Raw genomic sequence first — 16802 nt, 5'->3', positions numbered from 1 at the left:
CATAATGGCAAAAGTAAACCAAAATATTATTAAAGCGCTTGAAGATGAGCAGCTTAAAACAGACGTACCTGCATTTGGCCCTGGTGATACAGTGGTTGTACAGGTAAAAGTAAAAGAAGGTGCTAAAGAGCGTCTACAGGCCTTTGAAGGTGTTGTAATCGCTAAGCGTAATCGTGGTCTTCACTCAGCATTCACAGTTCGTAAAATTTCGAACGGTGAAGGTGTTGAGCGTGTATTCCAAACGCACAGCCCTCTTATTGATAGCGTAGCAGTTAAGCGTCGCGGTGCAGTTCGCCGTGCTAAGCTTTACTACCTACGTGAGCGTTCTGGTAAATCTGCACGTATTAGAGAAAAACTTAACTAATACGCGCTGTTTATCAACGCAAAAAAACGGGTTGCATCCTTCGGGTTGCAACCCGTTTTGGTTTTAGAATATTATTATCTCAATTCTCAATTCTGAATTCTCAATTCTCAATTCTTATTTCCTTATTAGTAAAATTTAAGCTTTAGCCTTTTATCAGTTAGCTGATCCTGTTAGTATTTATCGTATTGATTAGTTTACTTTTATGTAAATTTATATTTACGTTATTTGTTTTTTAAGGTGGTATGAACGTGGCTGACATAAGTGATTTAGCACAGCTGAGAGAAGGTATAGATGAATGCGACGCACAACTTGTTGCCTTACTTGCTAAACGTAATGGTATTACGCAAAAAATTGGTGAGATAAAACAACAAACAGGCGCGCCTTTACATGCACCTAATCGTGAAGCAGAGCTATTAGCGGCAAGAAGGCAAGAAGCAATAAATCAAAATGTAAGCCCCGATCTCGTTGAAGATATACTAAGACGCATGATGCGAGAAGCCTATCAAAACCAACAAGCAAAACTTGCATGTGCAGCGCCAGAACTTTCGCCAATTGTTATTGTAGGTGGCCAAGGTGCTATGGGGCAGCTATTTGCTCAGCAGTTTATTCGCTCAGGTTACGAAGTTAAAGTTTTAGATAAAGATCAGCAAAACGATGCGCAAAATATTTTAAAAGGTGCCAAGCTGGTAATGATTAGCGTACCAATTAATGCATTGGACGCAGTAGTTGCTAAGTTACCTAAACTAGATGATGACTGTTTACTAGTTGATATTACATCGGTAAAGCAATCGCCTATTAAAGCACTAAAAGCTGCGCACAGTGGCCCTGTGGTGGGTTTGCATCCTATGTTTGGCCCTGACATATCACACTGGGTAAAACAAACAGTCGTTGTATGTGAAGGGCGAGAGCACCAAGCGGCAAAAGGTTTGTTACAGCAGTTACAAGTATGGGGTTGTCAGCTTGTTGAGCTTGATGCTAAAAAGCACGACGAAGCAATGCAAATTATTCAGGTAATGCGCCATTTAACAACATTTGTGTACGGACAGTTTTTAGCAAAACAAAGTCATACACTTGAAGAGTTACGTAGTTGCTCGTCACCTATTTATCAATTAGAGCTGATGATGGTAGGGCGTTTATTTGCGCAGTCGCCGGAGTTGTACTCAGATATTATGTTAGCGCAATTCGATGATGTAGAGAGCCTGCTCGCACAGTACCAAGACACTTTTGCAAGTACATTGGAAAAATTAAAAGCAGGAGATAAAGCAGCGCTTATTGATTCTTTTGCGCAAGCGAAAGTTTACTTTTCTGACTCAACAGAGCACTTTTTAACACAAAGCCGAAGCTTATTAAATAAAGCGAATGATTCAAAAGTTTTAGACTAATACTTGTCACTTTTTACTAAAAAGGGCCGATATCGGCCCTTTTTAATTATGAAAGTGTGTATTAGGTATTAACGCTTACTGCCTGTAATGACTCGCTTTGATAGCAGCCTAAAATACGCACATATTGGGTGTGTTCTTTAAGTTCTTCTAGCGCTTCTTTTACTTGGCTATCAGCTAAGTTTGCTTCAAGATCTACATAAAATACTTCTTCCCACGGATTGCCCGGAGTTGGGCGCGACTCAAGTTTTACTAAATTAATCTTATGCTGTTTAAAAATCATCAACGCATCGGCTAGTGAGCCCGCTTGCTGTTTTGTCGACATGATTAAACTAGTTTTAGTTGGAATTTGGTTAGACACTTGCAGAGGTTTACGCGCAACAACAATAAAGCGGCTATGGTTTTCGCTTTGATTAGCAAGATTTGATTTGATGACTTCAAGGCCGACATTTTTTCCTGCTTGTGCAGAGCCAATTGCAGCACTATTTGGTGTGTTCAGAGCTGATTGTAATGCGCTTGATGTAGAGTCACAAGTTTCATGTTGTAAATCACCTAAGCCCTGTAAAAAACGGCTGCACTGTGCAAATGGTTGTGGATGTGCAAATACTTTTGTTAGTTGGCTAAGTTCAGTATCAGGGTTTGCGAGTAAGCAATGCTCTACACTGTGAGTGACTTCTCCAACAATAGAGACTTGTGCGTGCTGTAATAAGTCAAATACTTCGTTAATGCTACCAGAGCTTGTGTTTTCAATCGGTAATAAACCAAAATCAGCTTGGCCGTTTTCTACTTTACCTGTTATTTCGTCAAACGATGTACAGCCAATTTCAATTAATTTACCAGGGCGGCGACTAAAGTATTTATGACATGCAAGCTGGCTATAAGAACCTTGACCACCTAAGTAAGTTACACGGTGTGTTTCACTCAGTGCGTCTGGATTAAGGTTTTTTTGTAACATTGCTTGTTGGTGTAAAACTGAATCTTCCAAAATAGTTTGAAACACATTATTTACGTAGTAAGCATCTAAACCCAGTGACTTACCATAACCAATTAATTTTTCTAGAAGCGCGAGTTCACGTGCTTCATCGCGAATTGGCTTGTTGTTGGCGATTTTATATTCAACCACACCGTGGCTAATGCGACGACGTTTAGCTAATAACACGAGTAGGTCGGAGTCTATTTCATTTATATCGTGTCTTAGTGCATTTAATACATCATTTGTCATTTTGGTATCCTCATTCCAAAAGTAGGCTGTTACTACACAGCAAAAACAAAAAAGCCTCCCAGTTGGGAGGCTTTACTATTCGATTGATTTTATCTCACAAACAGGGAAGCCTCTTTTATATAAAGAAGCTAAAAAACGAAAAAAAAGTGCGAGAGATAAATAGTTTCATGCAGTTAATGTATGGAGAGTTACTAACAATGTCAATAACGATACGTTGCTAAATAAGCGCAAAGCGCTATTTATTTGGTCATAATTAGTTTTTAGTGATATTTAACAAATAATTTATAAATATTAAGTCAGATCTGATATATTTCGTAAACTGGTTCAAATAATAACAATTATTAATAATTAAGGTTGACCTGTGGTTTACAGACGCCCTCCATCGCGTTTTGGATTTAATTCTTTAAGTGTAAAACTTTCACTGCTTATATCTGCTATTTGTTTAATAGCAGGGGTGTGTGCGGCTGCCTTAATGCTTAAATCTGAAGAGAAGCAACTTGTTTTTGAAGAGCATGAGGTGTTAAAAAGCTCTACAGATTTATTAGTGAAGCAGTTTAATGAACGTATTAAAACAAAAATAAATATAGCTCAGCAAGCCAATAACGTAGTGACAGAGCAGCTATTTCAATCTAATTTACCAATTAATTTAAGTAATAAATCACAGTTACAGTTTAATAGCGATGGTACGATTCGAAGTGCCTCGGCTGATGGATTATCAGCAGCATTTTTACCACAGCAAAATTACTCTCCTTTTTATAAACGCCTATTTAATGATTCCGAAATGTTATGGCGTATAATTTCTCCGACTCTGGTACACGACTTTTTTAACTTTTATTTAATTACCGATGACGATTTCATTCGTGTTTCTCCTCCAAACTGGGCATTAAATGCGCCAGCCGAGTTTAGAGTTACTCAAGGGTCAACGTACAAATCTATTAAAAGTATGCTGGGGTCAGAGCGAGAGCCTGCATGGTCAAAAGTTTATTACGATACAGTATGGCGAAAGTGGGTTATTAGCTTACTAGTGCCGGTGTATGTTGATAACGAGTTTTTAGGTGTAACGGGAAGCGATATTTCCCTTAATAAACTTATTTCATTTTTACCTGTTGGCGATAAAGAAAAACACTTACTTGTATTTGATAGTAAAGGGCAATTGTTAGCCCATCCCAATCTAAACCCTGCATTATTAGCTGACTACGGTAGTGACAATAAAGCACTCGCTACTAACGAATTTGTAAACCCAGAACTGCAGTCAATTATTGACGATGCAATTGCGGTGAAGTTACCAGAATACGCCAATTCATTTGAACAAAATGATGAAGCTCACATTATTAATATCCGTAAAATTGATGATTTAGATTGGTACATAGGGGTTTATAAAAAACGTTCATCAACGTTATCTGCGTTACAAGATTTAAAACTGAAGTTTTTTGGACTCTTTATTTTATACGCAATATTAGTTGCCTTATTGCTGCATCAGGCGCTTTATCAACTAGTGCTTCGGCGTTTACATACTTTAGTTTATGCAGTAACAAGCTTTGGTAAAGGTCAGCTAACAACAGAGTTTCCGCCAGAAAACAAAGATGAGATTGGTACCCTTAATGGCTCATTTAGAGACATGACGGTAGAAATCCGCAAACTTATTGATGGTTTAAACCAAAGAATTACAGAAAAAGAAATTGCTGAAAAAGCAGCTAATCGTTTATCTAAAGCGGTCGCGTTCTCGGGCACTGGGGTTGTGATCACCGATGAAAATTTTGTCATTGAGTATGTAAACCCCAAAATGCTCGAAATGACAGGCTATCCAGAAAGTCATTTTAATAGAGCACCATTACTTAATATTATTGCCTCAGAAATGTCTATTTTAGTCGAAGATATAGACATAGATTTACGCAGCCGTAATTACTGGCGCGGGGACACATTAATAGCGGGTTTAAACAAAGAGCCAATTTGGGTGTCTTTAAGTGTTTCGCCAATTCGTGAAGAGGGCGGTGAAATAACCAGTTATGTAGCATCAGCACAAGATATTTCGTTTGTAAAAGAAAGCCAGCGTAAAATGGAACAACTGGCTTACTTTGACACCCTTACCGGACTTGCCAACAGAACGTTTTTTAGAATGCAATTGCGTAAATCAATGGCATTAGCAGAGCGCGGGCATTATGCATTTGCTTTGTTTTACTTTGATTTAGACGAATTTAAGCGTATTAACGACACATTAGGGCACGATGCTGGCGATCAATTATTAATTGAAGTGGCAAACAGACTTAAAAAACGTTTACGAGCCGAGGACACCATAGCGCGCTTAGGTGGTGATGAATTTGCAGTGTTGCTCAGTGGTATAGAAAGCCAAGCTCACGCGGCTGATGTTGCCAATACAATTCAAAAAACACTGAACGTGCCTATAAAACTAGGTAGCAATGAAGTTATTGTGAGCGCGAGTATTGGTATAACTATGGCTCCTTACGATAGCTTAGAGGAAGATCAGTTACTCAAACATGCTGATTTGGCAATGTATGAGGCAAAAGCAAAAGGACGTAATACCTTCCACTTTTATAGCCAAGAATTAAATGCGGCCGCAAATGAGCGTTTATTTATTGAAAATGAGTTACGTATAGGGCTCAAAGAAAAGCAATTTGTAGTTTACTACCAACCTCAAGTTGATAGCCGTACTCATCAGGTCGTTGGTTATGAAGCGTTATTAAGATGGTTCCACCCAACTGAAGGCGCAATCCCTCCAGATAAATTTATTCCTATTGCAGAAGCGACAGGCCTTATAGTTGAATTAGGTGAATGGGTGCTTCAAGAGTCTTGTGATTTTGCCGTAAGATTGGCAGAACAAGGTCTAGAAAATAATATATCGATAAACTTATCGGCCCGCCAGTTTAAAGACTCAAGCTTAGTTACAACACTGAGCAAAATGATAATTAAGTCGGGTGTTTCAGCAAAGCGCCTTCATTTAGAGCTGACCGAAAGCATGCTAATGGGTAATGTAGAGGCAGCCATTACACAATTGCACGAGCTTAAAGCATTAGGTATATCAATTTCTATTGATGACTTTGGTACAGGTTATTCATCGCTCAGTTACTTAAAACGATTCCCGGTTGATATATTGAAAATTGACCGTTCATTTGTAAAAGATATCCCAGAGGATACAAATGATATGGAAATCACTGCAGCTATTATTGCCATGGCGCAAAAGTTAAAGCTAGACGTGGTCGCAGAAGGGGTTGAGACAATAGAGCAGATGCAGTTTTTACAAAATAATAATTGCTTCATTGTGCAAGGTTATTATTTTAGTAAGCCAATTGCTGAGCACGAACTACCGAATTTGTATGAAAGGTTAAATGAACTCGCAAATAGCGAAGTAACTAGTTAATAAAATTGCGGGTTAACCACCCGCAATTTTAACTTTAAATTTTAACGCTTCTAAAATGCCTTTTAGTTTATCTCGGTCATCACCTTGTACTTCAATAATGCCTTCTTTTACTGCGCCGCCTTGGCCCATTTTGCTTTTTATAGTTTTAGCTAACTTTTTTAAATCGTGATCTTTTGGATCAATGCCAACAACTAGCATTACGCCTTTGCCTTTACGCCCTTTTGTTTGACGCTCAATGCGAATAAAACCATCTTTAAAAAGTTTAGCGTGCAACTCTTTTTCTGGTTTCGGCTGGTCAATGCGACCCGTACTAGTTGAATATACTAAGTGACTATCACTCATACCTTACCTTTGTGGATAAAAATGAATTAAATACTGGTGTAAATGATAGCAAATTTGAAGTTGTGTGTTTTTCTTTTTGCTAAATACTTTTAACAGGTTATATTTAGTTCAAAGGAAATATTATTGGAGTTTAATATGAGTTTAACTAAGAATGAATCAGTCGATGGCACTACATTAACAATACAAATTAAAGGTAAGTTTGATTTTAATTTAGTGCAATCGTTTCGCCAAGCTTATGCTCAAATGAGCGAAAAAACAGTAAAGGTTATTATCGATTTAAGAGAGACTGATTACATGGATAGTTCAGCACTTGGCATGTTACTTAATATGAAAAAAACCATTGATAGCCAAGTGAAAACCATCGAAATAAGTAATTGCCAACCTCAGCTTAGAAAAATCCTACAAATTTCACGTTTTGATAAAAAGTTTGATATTAGCTAATGATACATGTGTTGATTGTTGACGATCAGGCGCTCAATCGCATTTTACTAAGTAAAATGCTTGAGCAGGAAGGTTACAAAATTTCAGTGGCTTACAATGGGCTAGATGCACTTAATGTACTTAAAAGAGAGCAAATAGACATTGTACTACTTGATGTTTTAATGCCCGTAATGGATGGTTTTGAAACCGCTGAAAAAATAAAACAGCAGTATAGTGAAGTTTACTTACCGATTATTTTTATAACTTCCTTAGACGATCAAGCAAGTTTTGAGCGGTGCCTCGCGGTAGGTGGCGATGACTTTATTCATAAACCATTTGAAAAAGTTATTTTGCATGCAAAAATTAAAGCACATAGCCGCACCAGAGAGCTAAGTAAAAAATCAAATAAACAAAAAAAACTGCTTGAATATCATCATAATCAAATTGAACGTGAACACGAAATAATTGAGCATATTTTTAATAACTCATTAGAGAATCAAGGCAAGTTTAAAGAGTACCTCGATTTTAATTTATCGCCGGCGTCTATGTTTAACGGCGATATGTTTTTAGTGGCGCAAAGTCCAATAGGCAATCTGTATTGCATGTTGGGAGACTTTACAGGGCACGGCTTAGCGGCAGCTATTGGTGCATTACCTATCTCTCGTGTTTTTTATACTATGGTACAAAAAGGCATGGCGATTAATGACATTGCCTGTGAGCTAAATACACTGCTTTACAATCTCCTACCTGGACACATGTTTTGTGCTGCAACCATTATAGAGCTTAGTGCATCCGGTAAAAGTATTTCTGCATGGATGGGCGGCCTGCCAGATGCGTACCTAATAGATAAAGACGGTAATGTAAAACAAACATTAGAGTCGCAACATATGGCGCTGGGGATTTTAGACGATCAAGAATTTGAATATGAAGTTATTCACTTTGAAACAAATAGTAATACACGCCTAGTATTAGCAACCGACGGTATTATAGAAACAGCAAACAAAGAAGATACATTTTTTGGGGAAGAGCGTTTTTTACAAACCTTAAAAAGTAAATCGATGATTAGTAGCGAAGATATAGTGGCTGACGTTACTGAGTTTGCAGATGGCACTAAACAGCAAGACGATTTAAGCATTGTTTTACTAAACTGCCTGCCTTTAGTTCCTGAGGAGCAAGAGCGAGAAGCATTCTCAACTTTAGCGTTTAATTTATCTTTGAGTTTAAACTCAGAACAAATAAAAAAAACAGACCCCGTTTACGACGTTGTTAATATTTTAAGCAGTGTTGGGGGGCTAAATGCCCATCGTTCTAATATATTTTTACTGTTGTCTGAGGCTTATAACAATGCGCTTGATCATGGTGTACTAGGGCTTAACTCAGAGATTAAAAAACAAGAAGACGGCTTTTTTCGATATTACGAATTAAGAGAGGCAGCTCTTGCTAAACTTACAGATGCGATGATTATTATTGATATGCGCTATTGCCCCGACACGCTCAGTTTATATTTCATTATTTGTGATTCAGGCCGAGGGTTTAGTAGTAAGCACGATGAGTTGGCAAAGGTTAATAATGAATTTGGTAGAGGGGTGTCTTTACTAGAAGAAATAGCCGAAAAGGTAACTTATAACGCCAGCGGTAACCAAGTTGAAATGTGCTACAAGTTGAGCTAGCTCTGCAAAAATATCCATGCTATTATTCTCGAAACTTTAGATGTATGGATGGCCAAATGATTTCTTCTTACCTAAAACAAGCACAATTAAGTGCTAATCCAGCTTTGATTTCAACAGAGCTTGAAAAGCTTGAGCTACATTTAGCAAACACAGCTTTGCCTGAGGTATGTTGGGAGTATCAAATACCTGAGCTTGGCGAGGGCGGTGCGTGTAGTTTATTTGGTTACCTACAAGATGAGCCATTCAAATTAACTGATTATCTTGAAAATGATGAGCAAACCCAGTTCAAGCTAGCTAATTTACAAAGTATTGTGAGCTACATTGAGCACCAAACAAGTGTTGATTGGTATGGTATTTATCAATCAACTAATACTAGTGAAGGTAAGCAACTATTAAAATTGGCTTATCATGGTGCGCCTAGTCGTCCGTTGTTCCCTTTAACGCAAGCATTTGCGGCAGGTAGTAATAACGTGCAGGTTGCGCTATCTCACAAGGGCCGTATTATTAATAACGTTGAAGAGTACTTATCACAAGGTGGTGAATACTACACATGCGATCCTAAAGTTAAATCAGAAACCTGCTTACCTTTATTTAATACACAAAATGAATGTGTTGGTATTGTAGATGCTGAAGCCTTTAAAAATGATTTTTTTGATGAAAAGACGCTTGCCGTTTTAATTGCATGTTGTATTAAAATTCCTCACTTTCTAGTGTAAATAACGCTAGTCAACATGATGTGCTTTTATGTTAAGCTTAGCTTAACAGCTAACCCCTAAATAACGATAAGAGATAGCCAATGTTCTCAGTATTAAAACCATTACCAACAGATCCTATTCTTGGCCTTATGGCGGCCTATAAACAAGATACAAACCCTAATAAAATTGATTTAGGTGTAGGTGTCTACAAAGATGAGCAAGGCAATACACCGGTTCTTAAAGCGGTTAAAAAAGCTGAAGCGTTTCGTCTTGAAAACGAAATGAGCAAATCTTACATTGGTTTAGCGGGTAACTTAGATTACTGCCAAAAGATGGAGCAGTTACTACTAGGCGAACATCAAGCATTGCTAGCAAATCGCGTACGTACTGCACAAGCGCCAGGTGGTACGGGCGCACTTCGCGTTGCAGCTGAATTTATTAAGCGTTGCAATGCAGATGCAACAGTATGGGTAACTAACCCAACATGGGCAAACCATATTAGCTTGTTTGAAGCTGCAGGCTTAACAGTAAAAGAATACCCGTATTACGATTACGAAAATAAAGACTTACTGTTTGATGAAATGATCAACACACTTAAACAAGTGCCTAAAGGTGATGTAGTTTTAGTGCATGCATGTTGTCATAACCCAAGCGGTATGGACTTAAACGAAACACAGTGGAACACAGTTGCCGAACTTGCAAAAGAAGTTGGCTTTACACCACTTGTTGATATTGCATACCAAGGCTTTGGTGCTTCACTTGAAGAAGATGCACGTGGCTTACGTATTTTAGCTGATGCAGTAGAAGAGCTAATTATTTGTTCTTCATGTTCTAAAAACTTTGGCTTATACCGCGAGCGTATTGGTGCATGTTCACTAATTGCAAAAGATAGCGCAACAGCAGATATTTCAAACTCTGTAATGCTAAGCGTTGTACGTAGTATTTACTCAATGCCGCCAGCGCATGGTGCTGATATTGTTAATACTATTTTAAGCAGTACAGAGCTTACACAATTATGGCACTCTGAGCTTGATGAAATGCGTAGCCGCATAAATGGCTTACGTAGCTTAATTAAAGAAAGCTTAGCAACTAAAGATATTGCGCAAGACTTCTCATTTATTGAACGTCAAAACGGTATGTTTTCTTTCTTAGGTATTAATAAAGAGCAAATTGCTCGCCTACAAAAAGAATATGGTATTTACATTGTAGGTTCTAGCCGCGTAAATGTTGCAGGTGTTAGCCAGTCAAATATTGAATACTTTTCAAATGCTGTAGCTGACGTTTGTAAATAAACGCAGTTAATATAAAAAAACCGCACATCTAATGATGTGCGGTTTTTTTATATCTAAATTAAAACAAAAAGCTTTAACCGATAGCAGGAATTAGCCCCGCCATTTGCATAAACTGCGCAGCAATAATCGTTATGCCACATATAGCTGCTATGCCAAGCCCAATATTCCCACTTTTAACTTTGTAACCTGTTTTACTTGATGTTGTACGCTGTTTATAAACCATTGCTACAGGCAAAAATATTGCAAGTACGACAAGTGCTATTGCAGCGTAACCTAAAGCCATAATAAAGCCTTGAGGATAAAATAATGCAAAGCCAAGCGGCGGAATAAACGTAATTAAGGCCGTTTTAATTCGGTCTGTTTTATTGTCACCTTTTTTAAATGTATCAGCAAAAAAATCGAATAACCCTAAACTCACCCCTAGAAATGATGTCGCAAGTGCTAAATCAGCAAATAACTTAACGGCCGTTGCCACACTTGGGTTATGCGCAATACTTGCCACGCTTGATACAAAGCCACTAAGGCCTTGGCTGTTGAGTAAGTCAGCTTGGCTCATAATACCTTGGCTAAGTAGTTGCCAAAAAATATAAATGACTAAAGGCAGGGCGGCTCCAGCAATCATCACTTTACGCAGTACTTTTATTTCTACACCAACATATTTAACAATAGAAGGAATAGAGCCATGAAAGCCAAACGAAGTAAATATAACCGGTATAGCCGAAAGGATTAACCCTTGCTCTACAGGCATTTCTAATAAGTGCTTACCTTGTACATAAGGGGTTAGCATGTAAAACAAACTAGCTAATACAATAATTTTTATAGTAAATAACACTCTGTTTAGTTTATCTACCTTGCTAGTGCCCAGCGTTACCACACTTGCAATAATAACAGCGAGGATCACAGAGCCAAACTGTGGGGCTATATTTACATCAAAGCCTATATTTATACGCGCTTGAAGTTGTGCACCACCACCTGCAATATAAGCAGCGCATAAAGCGTAAAATAAAAAAACCATCGAAAAATTCGCGATGTATTGTCCGCGCTTTCCAAGCCATAATTTAGCCAACGTATTTAACGTTGCATCGCGTGGTGCATATTGGTGTAGCTCTAGCATGAGTAGTGCGGTGTAGGTCATTAGTAACCAGCTAGCAATTATTAATGCAAGGGCAGTACTAAACCCAAGCCCGGCAGATGCAATTGGCAATGCCAACATACCTGCACCAATAGTTGTGCCAGCAACAATTAACATGCTTCCAGTTGTTTTATTTTTAAGCACTTAATTACCTTAATTATTATTAATATACATGCACGATATAACTAGTTACTCAAATCTCAAATAGTTTTGTAATAAAAGAGCAGTATTAAAATGTAACTTACAATTTACAACTGTATTTATTAAGGACTTGTATGCATTTAAAAGTATTAAAATAGGGTGGTGAGGGTATAATTTTATGTACGTTGGATTGCGTTATAAAACGCTAAGGATTGGCATGTGCCGGTAAAAGTATCGTATTTTTTTATGGTTCTCATTTGGTCTACTACACCTCTGGGGATTGTGTGGAGCAGTGAAACAGTATCGCCAACGCTTGCTGTATTAATGCGTATGCTGGTGGGGTTGTTTTTAGGTGGTTTAATTGTTGCCATAACAAACATTAGAGTACCTTGGAGCAAAAATGCGTGCTTACTTTATTTTTATTCGAGTATAGGTATTTTTGGCGGTATGTTACTGAGCTATATGGCAGCTAAAACAGTCCCTTCGGGTATTATTTCGCTTATGTTTGGCCTTGCACCTATCTTGTCGGGGTTGCTTGCTCAGAAGTTATTAAATGAACCTAAATTTAGCCCGATTAAATTAGTGGCGTTAGCGTGCGCCCTAATCGGCTTATATTTTGTTAGTTATAACCAAGTACAAAACTCGCAAACTCAAGGGCTCGGGTTACTTTATGTGTTTATGGCTGTCTGCTTTTTTAGCTTAAGTGGTGTGATGATTAAGCGCGTACAAATTGCGATTCACCCTATGGCAACAACATTTGGTGCCTTAGTTTTTGTAACCCCACTCTTTTTTATTGCTTGGTGGTTATTAGATGGTCAGTTGTATATACAAAACTGGAGTGCAAAATCATTGTGGGCAATTGGTTATCTAGGTGTGTTTGGATCTTTAGTTGGGGCTTTGGCGTATTTTCATGTACTGCAAAACCTAAATGCGAGTACGGTATCACTTACTACGCTCATAACTCCTAGCTTTGCGTTAGGCTTAGGAGCTTGGCTAAACAATGAGCCATTAAGCCAAGAGCTAATAATTGGTGCGGTTATTATTTTAATTAGTCTGGGTTTTTTCCAATTTGGTGATAAATTTTTAAAGCGAAAGAGAGTAAGCGCAAATTAGTTTTACTACATTTTCTCTATTTGAATAATTAAACGACGGTTTTTGTCTCGGCCTAAAATGTTATCGTTATTATCAACAAAGCGTTTTTCGCCTAAACCGGTGGTTTGCACTTTTGCTTCATCAACACCCAAGCTCACCATATAATCTTTTATAGTTTTGGCGCGCTTGCGCGATAAATCTAAGTTATTCCAGCGGCCGCCATAACTATCGGTGTATGAGTCAATGCTAATGGACTCTATGCTTGCATCATTTTTTAAATACTCAGCAATTTTATCAAGGCGTTGTTGCGACGATTTAGTTAATTTACTGCTGTTAGATTGATAGTTCATTACAGTAAACGAAATATCTTCAAAGCTGTAAGGGAGTAGCTCATCACGGCATTGTAAAAAAGCCCAGTAAGCTTGTTTAAAGTTTACACTCGATATACCAACGGCAATTTTATCGGCACTGTTTTGCCAGTCTTGATAATAAAAAGTAGGGTAGTAGCCTTTTTCAAGCTCACTAAGCATCTCCCATGCGGTTTTATTGCCCAGCTCACCATCAAACTTTTTAAGTAATTTCATATTTGCAATATCACGGGCCGGTAAGCCTGCTCGCCAAGACGGTGGCACGGCTTTTAAACCAGCAATTGCGTAATTATCTGGGCGTACAACCATATCTAAATTAAACGTTAAGTTTTTATTTTTACTTGCTGAAGCTTTAAAAATAGCTTCCCCATAATAAGGAACTTCATGATTTAATTGGCATTGTAAGCGCGTTGTTTTAACGACTTCCCAGTTGGAGTTGTCTTGGGTTGCTGTGTATTGGCGCATAGCAGCTTGCGAGTGAGTACTGCAAAGCACTGCACTTATACTAAGGCTAATAAATAACAACTTATACTTCATGGTGCTCTCCAGCTATCCGGGAATGCCAATAATTTGGCAAATTAACGACTGCAATGATTAGTTTGTTCTCTACGTAACTAACTTATAAGTTAAAGCAAGTTATGTGCCTACAATTTTAAAGCAATAAATACTTAAATCCCCTAGCCTAGGGGGCATCAATTTTGACATAATAGTCAGCTTACACGTATAAACAAAGAAGACTATGGCAAATACTGAGCAAACACCTTTCGCAAAACGCTTTCGTGGATTTTTTCCTGTTGTTATTGATGTTGAAACTGCAGGTTTTAACAAAGAGACAGATGCCTTGTTAGAAATAGCAGCTTCTGTTTTAAAAATGGATGACGAAGGACTGCTCAGCATAGATCATACTGTTCATTTTCATGTTCAGCCATTCGAAGGCGCTAATATAGAACAAGCAGCCATCGACTTTAACGGTATAGACCCGTTTTCACCATTACGTGGCGCAGTACCTGAAGACGAAGTAATTAAAGAAATATGTAAAGTAGTACGCAAAGCGCAAAAGGCCGCAGGGTGCCAACGCTCAGTTATTGTGGCGCATAATGCCGCATTCGATCATGGCTTTTTAAATGCAGCAATAGAGCGTAATAACATTAAGCGTACGCCATTTCATCCGTTCGTAAGCTTTGATACAACATCTTTAGCGGGTTTAGCGTTAGGGCAGACTGTATTAGCAAAAGCATGTAGAGCGGCAGGTATCGAGTTTGATAACAGCCAAGCACACTCAGCGCTTTACGACACAGAACGTACAGCTGAGCTTTATTGCTTAATAGTAAATCGCTGGCAGCAATTAGGTGGTTGGCCATTAGCGCCAACTGATGATTGCGACGCTAATAACAAAGTTGAAACTGATACACAAAATAACGAAGAAACTAAAACGTCTGAGTAATTTTACCCTCAGTTAGCTTAACTAGGTGGGGCGGGTAAATACGCGAAAATTGTTTAGAATCTTTCGCTATTTTAAGCTCCACACCAGGGTGCATTAATTCATTTACTTTTAAACGACTACTGGCAAGTAATTGCACTATTTTTTGCTTAATAAGTAGTTTTTGACGATGAATATGTGCAGAGCGTATTTTTATATGCTTTTCATTTTCAGTTATCTTATTCATGAATTGCTGGCGCTGAGCAGCCCCCGCAATTTTACTCGCTTTTTCACGAGCCTGTTGTAAAGCGGTTACTTTAGTCGCAAGTACTTTTTCAAAATCGGTTATTTGTGTTTGCTTTTGGCGAAGCTCAAACCAGAGTTGCGCTAAAAATACGCGCGTTTTAGTACCGGCTGGCGCGCCTAGCTCACCTGTTTCAATGCGCATAGCATCTAAAATATTACCGCCAATAATTTTACCTCGCGGATCGTTTGATTTGCCTACACGTATTAACCGCCTAGCACTTAAATCACAATGTAGAGCTTGGCGTTCAATAAATAAATCTTGTTCGGATTTAATATTGCAGTACTGAGCATAACCAATAGAAATAGTTCGCTGAGCGGTTATAGAGCATGTAAATGCTTCCTCGCCTTCACGTTTTCTACCAATTGCGCCAAGCATAATGGTTACCGCACTTTTACTTTCAACAGCTCCTGATTCTACAAAACCCAGTACCGTAATATCACCATTGGCTTTTACACGCATGCCGTCTTTAATATCGCCAGTAATAATTACGCTACCATCAAAATCAACGTGGCCTGTACTTACATCTACGTTATCAAAGCATAAAACGTCATCTACACGCATACCTCGGGGTAGGGCAACGGGCACACCTTTGCAGTCGGCAATAAGCATATTAGGATTATTAGGATCTACTTTTGTACCTTCGAAAGGCTGGAGTTGGTGATCTGTACCTGGTTTTGCACTAATTGAATCGCCAAATACCGTATAGCCATCTTCTCCAGGAGTAGCGGCAATACGCTGCATTAAGGGAGTACCAGGTTTTACGGTGATAATAGCGCCAAGATTTTTCATATCAACCTTACCACCTTCCTTAGCTTGTGGGCTAAGCACACGGTCTTGGGCTGTTGAGCATAAGCGCACAAATTTAGCATCGCTGCCTTTTTTAGGATTACGCCCATGTGCAATTATGGCGCTATAAGAGCTTCCTGCTGGTTTTTCAAACTGCTGGCCTAAAAAGGTATCAAGCGCGCGTGGGCTTATTCCTTTTTTAACACCTGCATCAGCAAGCGCTTTTTGCGCACCTTTCATAGACAAAAGCGCACCACCTTTAGCGGTAGTTAATGTTGCTTCTGCGACCATGTTTTTTTCATCAATATTAATGACAAGCGACGCATCTACCGCTTTAGCAACGACAAGTGATACTTCCTGATAGTTTTTAGTTGGCGCAAAAAGCTTTCCAATATTGGCAATGACAGCTTCGTACTCACTAAACTCAGATTGTTCGAGCATTTGCGTAAGCTGAGTACTCGTAACAGGAAAGCCACTATCAATAGGGTGACTAACTAAAGAGACAAACCCTGTATTTTGATCAAATGAAAAAACCGACATTTATTAATTCCCTACTCTATGCCTGTTATTATTTTTGTTTTTTACAACTAAAGGTTTAGAAATGACAAAAACCTTAACTCCTTATTTGAACACAGGTTAAACACATTGTTAAGCAAATGTTTATATGGGCTTGCATAAACTAAATTTTGGTTACTTAATGCTCGGTTAGTGCACGCAATTAAAATAAAGCGTTACTAGGCCTTGAGTATCAGTACTTTACTCAGTTATACTGTTTGCACGCTCTGAATTGAGTTAC

At 38.4% G+C, this 16802-nt stretch carries 14 protein-coding genes; 9 read left to right on the top strand and 5 right to left on the bottom strand.

The features are described from left to right. Positions 1-4: 4 nt before the first annotated feature. Both rplS and tyrA read left to right on the top strand, forming a co-directional pair. On the top strand, positions 5-364 hold the full coding sequence (gene rplS, locus GQR47_RS05250) for a 50S ribosomal protein L19 (protein ID WP_002962189.1): 360 nt from the start codon (positions 5-7) through the stop codon (positions 362-364). A 248-nt stretch (positions 365-612) separates the two neighbouring features. Then, positions 613-1746: a bifunctional chorismate mutase/prephenate dehydrogenase gene (gene tyrA, locus GQR47_RS05245; RefSeq protein WP_002962944.1), complete on the top strand. Its 1134-nt coding sequence runs from the start codon at positions 613-615 to the stop codon at positions 1744-1746. A gap of 61 nt (positions 1747-1807) precedes the next feature. On the opposite strand, the gene GQR47_RS05240 is transcribed toward tyrA, so the two are convergent. Continuing rightward, entirely contained in the window at positions 1808-2965 is a 1158-nt protein-coding gene (locus GQR47_RS05240) for a chorismate mutase (RefSeq protein WP_002962945.1), read from the bottom strand. A gap of 361 nt (positions 2966-3326) precedes the next feature. Between GQR47_RS05240 and GQR47_RS05235 the strand changes: the two genes are divergently transcribed. Further along, on the top strand, positions 3327-6341 hold the full coding sequence (locus tag GQR47_RS05235) for an EAL domain-containing protein (protein ID WP_024603482.1): 3015 nt from the start codon (positions 3327-3329) through the stop codon (positions 6339-6341). 12 nt (positions 6342-6353) lie between these two features. Here GQR47_RS05235 and GQR47_RS05230 read toward each other — a convergent pair whose 3' ends face one another. Further along, the gene (locus tag GQR47_RS05230) at positions 6354-6683 is read right to left on the bottom strand and encodes a translation initiation factor (protein ID WP_002962947.1); all 330 of its coding nucleotides are present in this window, start codon (positions 6681-6683) and stop codon (positions 6354-6356) included. Between the two features lie 135 nt (positions 6684-6818). Between GQR47_RS05230 and GQR47_RS05225 the strand changes: the two genes are divergently transcribed. The 4 genes from GQR47_RS05225 to GQR47_RS05210 all read left to right on the top strand — a co-directional run bounded on the left by GQR47_RS05225 (position 6819) and on the right by GQR47_RS05210 (position 10760). Continuing rightward, positions 6819-7124 carry an STAS domain-containing protein gene (locus tag GQR47_RS05225; RefSeq protein WP_002962948.1) on the top strand — a complete coding sequence of 102 codons (306 nt, stop codon included), beginning with the start codon at positions 6819-6821 and terminating at the stop codon, positions 7122-7124. Continuing rightward, on the top strand, positions 7124-8773 hold the full coding sequence (locus GQR47_RS05220; RefSeq protein ID WP_024595659.1) for a SpoIIE family protein phosphatase: 1650 nt from the start codon (positions 7124-7126) through the stop codon (positions 8771-8773). Before GQR47_RS05225 ends, GQR47_RS05220 begins: the two co-directional genes overlap by 1 nt. A 56-nt stretch (positions 8774-8829) precedes the next feature. Then, a complete protein-coding gene (locus tag GQR47_RS05215) occupies positions 8830-9489 on the top strand; it encodes a GAF domain-containing protein (RefSeq protein ID WP_024595660.1) in 660 nt (219 codons plus the stop codon). An 80-nt stretch (positions 9490-9569) separates the two neighbouring features. Further along, positions 9570-10760: an amino acid aminotransferase gene (locus GQR47_RS05210; protein WP_002962951.1), complete on the top strand. Its 1191-nt coding sequence runs from the start codon at positions 9570-9572 to the stop codon at positions 10758-10760. A gap of 73 nt (positions 10761-10833) precedes the next feature. Here the strand turns inward: GQR47_RS05210 and GQR47_RS05205 are convergent, their stop codons facing one another. Continuing rightward, the gene (locus tag GQR47_RS05205; protein ID WP_165723612.1) at positions 10834-12036 is read right to left on the bottom strand and encodes an aromatic amino acid transport family protein; all 1203 of its coding nucleotides are present in this window, start codon (positions 12034-12036) and stop codon (positions 10834-10836) included. Positions 12037-12252: 216 nt separating this feature from the next. Between GQR47_RS05205 and GQR47_RS05200 the strand changes: the two genes are divergently transcribed. Continuing rightward, positions 12253-13146 (top strand): DMT family transporter, encoded by an 894-nt coding sequence (locus GQR47_RS05200; RefSeq protein WP_165723611.1) that lies wholly within the window; start codon positions 12253-12255, stop codon positions 13144-13146. Positions 13147-13151: 5 nt separating this feature from the next. Here GQR47_RS05200 and GQR47_RS05195 read toward each other — a convergent pair whose 3' ends face one another. After that, positions 13152-14030, bottom strand: coding sequence for an OmpA family protein (locus GQR47_RS05195; protein ID WP_024595663.1), 879 nt, complete (start codon positions 14028-14030; stop codon positions 13152-13154). A gap of 202 nt (positions 14031-14232) precedes the next feature. Between GQR47_RS05195 and rnt the strand changes: the two genes are divergently transcribed. Beyond that, positions 14233-14937, top strand: a complete 705-nt coding sequence (rnt, locus tag GQR47_RS05190; protein ID WP_024595664.1) for a ribonuclease T — start codon at positions 14233-14235, stop codon at positions 14935-14937. On the opposite strand, the gene GQR47_RS05185 is transcribed toward rnt, so the two are convergent. Then, a complete protein-coding gene (locus GQR47_RS05185) occupies positions 14921-16546 on the bottom strand; it encodes a FapA family protein (RefSeq protein ID WP_165723610.1) in 1626 nt (541 codons plus the stop codon). The two genes, rnt and GQR47_RS05185, sit on opposite strands and share 17 nt — an antisense overlap. Positions 16547-16802: the final 256 nt, after the last annotated feature.

This window comes from Pseudoalteromonas sp. Z1A2, assembly GCF_011378755.1.
Lineage (GTDB): Bacteria > Pseudomonadota > Gammaproteobacteria > Enterobacterales > Alteromonadaceae > Pseudoalteromonas > Pseudoalteromonas distincta.
The sequence above is the reverse complement of the archived record's forward strand: the minus strand, read 5'-3'. Positions and strand labels throughout refer to the sequence as shown.